Annotated in this window: 7 protein-coding genes; 2 read left to right on the top strand and 5 right to left on the bottom strand. The window is 62.8% G+C overall.

What is annotated here, in order from left to right; all coding sequences use genetic code 11:
- Positions 1-36: 36 nt before the first annotated feature.
- The 5 genes from ACEW8Q_RS03390 to ACEW8Q_RS03370 all read right to left on the bottom strand — a co-directional run bounded on the left by ACEW8Q_RS03390 (position 37) and on the right by ACEW8Q_RS03370 (position 3238).
- Complete coding sequence (locus ACEW8Q_RS03390) at positions 37-198, bottom strand: hypothetical protein (protein WP_373502645.1); 162 nt, start codon at positions 196-198, stop codon at positions 37-39.
- A 126-nt stretch (positions 199-324) separates the two neighbouring features.
- Positions 325-522, bottom strand: coding sequence for a CsbD family protein (locus ACEW8Q_RS03385; RefSeq protein ID WP_373502644.1), 198 nt, complete (start codon positions 520-522; stop codon positions 325-327).
- Between the two features lie 442 nt (positions 523-964).
- The gene (locus tag ACEW8Q_RS03380; protein WP_373502643.1) at positions 965-1405 is read right to left on the bottom strand and encodes a MaoC family dehydratase; all 441 of its coding nucleotides are present in this window, start codon (positions 1403-1405) and stop codon (positions 965-967) included.
- A gap of 4 nt (positions 1406-1409) precedes the next feature.
- Positions 1410-2576 carry an acyl-CoA dehydrogenase family protein gene (locus ACEW8Q_RS03375; RefSeq protein ID WP_373502642.1) on the bottom strand — a complete coding sequence of 389 codons (1167 nt, stop codon included), beginning with the start codon at positions 2574-2576 and terminating at the stop codon, positions 1410-1412.
- A complete protein-coding gene (locus ACEW8Q_RS03370; protein WP_373502646.1) occupies positions 2573-3238 on the bottom strand; it encodes a TetR/AcrR family transcriptional regulator in 666 nt (221 codons plus the stop codon). Before ACEW8Q_RS03370 ends, ACEW8Q_RS03375 begins: the two co-directional genes overlap by 4 nt.
- 136 nt (positions 3239-3374) lie before the next feature.
- Here ACEW8Q_RS03370 and ACEW8Q_RS03365 point away from each other — a divergent pair, with 136 nt between their 5' ends.
- Positions 3375-4472 (top strand): sugar ABC transporter substrate-binding protein, encoded by a 1098-nt coding sequence (locus ACEW8Q_RS03365; protein ID WP_373502641.1) that lies wholly within the window; start codon positions 3375-3377, stop codon positions 4470-4472.
- 83 nt (positions 4473-4555) lie between these two features.
- The coding region (locus ACEW8Q_RS03360) for an ABC transporter permease (RefSeq protein WP_373502640.1) at positions 4556-5080 on the top strand (525 nt) is incomplete at its 3' end.

The raw sequence follows: 5080 nt of genomic DNA, 5'->3' as shown, positions 1-5080 counted from the left end.
GAGATATCTCCGGGCGCTTCTTGTTTCAGACGATGTTCAGAGCGATTGCGTGGTCTTGTAGATTGTGGTGCCGCCCGGAACATCGGCGTACTGCTCCAGCGCGGCGTGATGGCGCGCGCTGTTCGCGGATACCATCGCCAGAAACGGAAAGGCCGTGAACTGGCACACGGTCAGGGCAAGAACGGCGAGAGTGCGCATATCGGTTGCTCCTCCTGGCTCCGGGCGGGAATGGCTGGCACTCTTCAATGGGCCGGCCCATTCCTCGCTCGCTTGTTGGGCAGGCGCGTGGCGCGCCGCAAGTGGGTCCCTCGAAGGTGAAACCGGCTAGAGAGACTTCATCCAGTTGTCGACCTCGGTCCGCGCGCGGTCCTTGGCATAGCCGTACTGAGTCTGGAGACGGCCTTCGAGTTCTTCGCGGCGGCCGTTCACGACATCGAGGTCGTCATCCGTGAGCTTGCCCCACTGCTGCTTGGCCTGACCCTTGAATGTCTTCCAGCTTCCTTCGATCCGGTTCCAATCCATAAGACTTCTCCGTGGTTGATTGACACTCCAGGACGCACTTGAAGCATCCTCTGCCTCATCAACGTGCCGCTGCGGGGAAGGTTCCCGGATCGTTGCATTCCGTGCCCCCATCACGGGTTCGTGACGGCTCGTCGAGGCCAGTGTCAGGCCGTGTGGGTTGAAGAGGCGCGTTCCAGCGTCGGCCCGCCCGAAGTCGTGGCCGTGAGATTTTGCGCCCTTTCCCGGAGGCTCGATTTGTAAACGGCAGGTCCGCTGCCAGATTGGTCAGCGTCGACGCGACCAAACCCGCCAAAACAGCCAGCAGGAGACCCGCGAAGTTGACGGTGGTGATGGCAGCCGCTGCCTTCGTAACCTTGAGCCGTTCCAGGCCGGCTACCACCGGCACGCAACGTGGCCGCACTGAAACGTGCTGTGGATCAGAAAGTTCCGGAAGGGAGTGCCGTCAGCCCCGCGCTATCCAGCGCATGATATGCGACGCCACGGCGCAGAGCGTGCCAGACTGGTTGCGCACCTCGACGTCCGCCATCGTGCGGAGCTTTGAAGTGTCGGCGGCCACGATCGTGTATTTCACGGTGATCGTGTCGCCAATGAGCACGGCATTGAGGAAGCGCACCTTGTCATAGCCGAGCGAAACCGGGAAATGGCCTTCCATCAGTGGGCCGCACCTGTCGCAGATCATCGTCGAGGCACGCGACATGTAGCCCACCAGAAGGGCACCATGCGCGATCCTGTGGCCATAGGCCGTCTTCGCCATGGCGGCCTCGTCCACGTGATTGGGTGAGAGGTCGCCAGTGATGCCGGCGAAGAGATAGACGTCGCTCTCTCCCACCGTCTTGGCGCAGGAGACGCTCTGCCCGACGGCAGCCGCGAAAGGATCGCTCATGGGGTCAGGCCTTCAGCAATTCGCGCGCAATGATGGTGCGCTGGATCTGGTTGGTTCCCTCGTAGATCTGCGTGATCTTGGCGTCGCGGTAGAGCCTCTCCACCTCGAAGCCGCGGATATAGCCTGACCCGCCGAAGATCTGCACGGCATTTGCCGTATGCTGGACCGCGGCGTCTCCGGCAAAGCACTTGGCGATGGAGCAATCCATGGTGGCGGGACGGCCGTGGTCCATCGTCATCGCCGCGCGATGGACGAGTGCGCGGGCCGCCGTGATGTCCTTCTTCATGTCGGCCATCAGCCAGGCGAGGCCCTGGTTCTCGGCGATGGCCTTGCCGAATTGCTTGCGTGTCTTCGCATAGTCGACGGCCGCTTCGAGGCCCGCTTGGGCGATGCCCACGGCCAGCGCACCGATGCCGATGCGGCCCTTGTCGAGCACGCTCATCATGATGTGGAAGCCGCGGTTCATCGGGCCAAGCAGCGCATCGGCCCCAAGCGCGACATTGTCGAAATGGAGCGCTCCCACCTGGCTTGCGCGCTGGCCCATCTTCTGTTCCTTCTTGCCGCGCGACACGCCCTTGGCATGGAGGTCGACGATGAAGATCGACATGCCCCGGTTGCCGGCGGCCGGATCGGTTCGGGCCAGAACGAAGCCCACGTCGGCCACCGGCGCGTTGTGAATCCAGATCTTCGATCCCGACAGGCTCCAGCCGTCGCCATCCTTGACGGCCGTCGTCCTGACGCCGGACACATCGGTTCCGGCCTCCGCCTCGGTGATGCAGTAGGCCACACGTTTCCGCGCGGCGAGCACGTCGCCAAGCCACGCGGCCCGCTGCGCCTCCGTGCCGTGCGATGTGAGCAGCGTGCCGATCAGTTCGATAAGCCCGCACTGGTCGGCGACCGAGGCATAGCCGCGAGAGAGTTCCTCCATCACCAAGGCGTAGGACAAGGCATCGAGACCCGCGCCGCCATGCTCTTCCGGCACCGTGATGCCGAACAGGCCGAGTGCCGCCATCTCGTCATAGATGTCGGCGGGAAAGGCCTCCGTCTCATCCAGTTCACCGGCCCTTGGCCTGATCTTCTCTTCAGCAAAGCGCCGCGCCGTGTCCCTGATCTGTTCGTAGATGTCGGCCGGAAGCTTCGGCACGGGCAGGAAGAAGGGGGCGTCGCTCATGGGTCTCTTTTCACAAGTCTGAGGATGGTGTCGAGGTTGAAGCGGAGCCGGGCGTCGAGGCTCTCGGGCGCCATAAGGTCGCGCTCGTGCACAATCGTTCCGGTGAAGCGGTTGGTGAGGTAATAGTAGCCGATCGCAGCGATAGTGATGTTGAGTTGCACGGGGTCGATGCACTCGCGGAACACGCCTTTGGCCACGCCGCGGTCGAGGATGTGATTTACCATTTCGCGGAACTTGCCACTGACGGCCCGGATGACGTCCGAGTTCTTCAGGTGCTTCGCACGGTGCAGGTTCTCGCTGTTCACCAGCGTCAGGAATTCCGGATGCTGGAGATAGTAGGACCAGGTGAAGCGCACGAGCGTGGCGATGGCTTCCTCGGGCTCGAGTTCGTCGAGATGGAGCTTCTGCTCGGCGGTACGGATGCCGACATAGGCCGCTTCGATCACCGCCTTGAACAGCTCTTCCTTGCTGCCGAAGTAGTGATAGATCATCCGCTTGTTGGATTTGGATCGCAGCGCGATCTCGTCGACGCGCGCCCCGCCAAGCCCCTTCCGGGCAAATTCCACGGTGGCGGCATCGAGAATGCGTTTCTTCGTCTGCTCGGCATCGCGCGGCCGGCCCTTGGGAGCCGGTGTCTCGGTGGCGGAGGCAGATGTGGGCATCATGGAATCCTTGAATGTTCGATCGTGAACCGCCACTGATTACACATCTTCGCAGTTGCTTTGCTACCCACTTGACAGGTTCAGATATTGCAGTAACTAGATGGTGCAGTAAAGGCCAAAATCTCGGGAGGATGAAATGGCTCTGAAACTGACCGGCAACCTGACAGGAAACGTAAGCCGCCGCACGGTGCTGAAAGGCGCCGCGGGTGCGGCAGCCGTTGGCGCATTGGGGTCTTCGTTCCCCATGCCCACCATTGCGCAGGAGACGACATGGACGCTCGCCAACTCGCTGCGTTCCGTCGCCAATCCCTATCACGCCACTTTCGCCAAGGGCGGTGAGGACTTCGCCAAGTCGATCGGCGCCAAGTACGAAGTGCTGGTGACCGAGGGCAATTCCGAGAAGGGCATCGCCGACATCAAGGCGCTGCTGCAGCGCACCGGCGGCAAGCTCATTCTCAACGTCGACCCCAATGACTCGCCCGACGCCCGCGTCATCGTCGAGGAAGTGAAGAAGGCCGGCGGACTGGTCGTTACCCAGTGGAACAAGCCGGACGATCTCCACCCCTGGGATTTCGACCCCAATTATGTGGCTCACATGTCGTTCGACGGCGTGCCGACCGCCGAAGCCATTGCCAACGAACTTTTCAAGGCCTTCGGCGGTGAAGGCGGCATCGTGGCGCTGGGCGGCATCCTGTCCAACGTTCCTGCGATCGAACGCAAGATGGGTCTCGACACCGCCATCGCCAAGACCAACGGCAAGGTGACGCTGCTCGACTTCCAGCCGGCTGACTGGAGCGAGCAGAAGGCCTTCGAGATTACGCAGGCCTGGCTGACGCGCTTCGGCGACCAGATCAAGGGCGTGTTCGCGGCAAACGATGGCATGGGCATGGGCGCACTCGAGGCGCTCCGCCAGAACGGTCTGGCCGGCAAGGTGCCGGTCGTCGGCATCGATGGCATCGACGCTGCCGTGGCCGCAATCGAAGCGGGCGAATTCGCGGGCACCGTCGCCTGGGACCCCCTGTGGACCGGCGGCATGGGCCTCGCCATTCCCTATGCACACGCGACGGGCAAGATCGACATCACCAAGGAGCCGAAGGAGCATCGCGAGTTCTACGGCACCGGGATCATCGTCACGAAGGACAATGTTGCGGCCTACAAGAGCAATCCGCCAAATGTCGACTTCAACGACCTCTGGGGCAAGGCCACGGGCCAGATCCAGTACCGCAAGGGTTGATCTTAATCCTCAAGGACGGACATCGGCCGGGTGCTTGACACCCGGCCGATATTTTCCCACGGTTTCTGGCGGGAGCCCCGCGCGTGACAGCAGCTGCGATATCCGGCAGGACATGGACAGGCCAATGGCGGCGCTGGGCGCCGGTTGCGGTGCTGGCCGGCCTCTGCATAATCATAGGCCTGTTCAACCCGAATTTCTTCGGCGTCTCCAACATCGTCCGTATGCTGAACACGGCGGCGATTCCGCTGGTTATCTGCATGGGCACCACCTTCATCATCCTGATGGGCTCGATCGACCTGTCGGCGGAAGGCGTCATCGCCATCTGCGCCGTGGCCGCTTCCATGCTGGTGGCGAATGACTTCACGGGCATCGCCATCGGCCTGTGGTCCGTGCCTGCCGCCATTCTCGTCGGCGGCGCCATCGGCCTGCTGAACGGCCTCGTCCATGTCAGGCTGAAGGTGCCCTCGTTCATGACCACGCTGGGCATTGGATTTGCCGCCGTCGGTGTGGCGACCGCAATTCTGGGCGGCGTCATGGTGCGGGTGTCCGACACCGGCTTCCGCGACGCGCTGTCGCTGGGCCGCGTGCTCGGCATTCCCGCCGCCGTG

Origin of the sequence: Aestuariivirga sp. (genome assembly GCF_041738905.1) — a bacterium.
Taxonomy (GTDB): Bacteria; Pseudomonadota; Alphaproteobacteria; order Rhizobiales; family Aestuariivirgaceae; genus Aestuariivirga.
The sequence above is the reverse complement of the archived record's forward strand: the minus strand, read 5'-3'. Positions and strand labels throughout refer to the sequence as shown.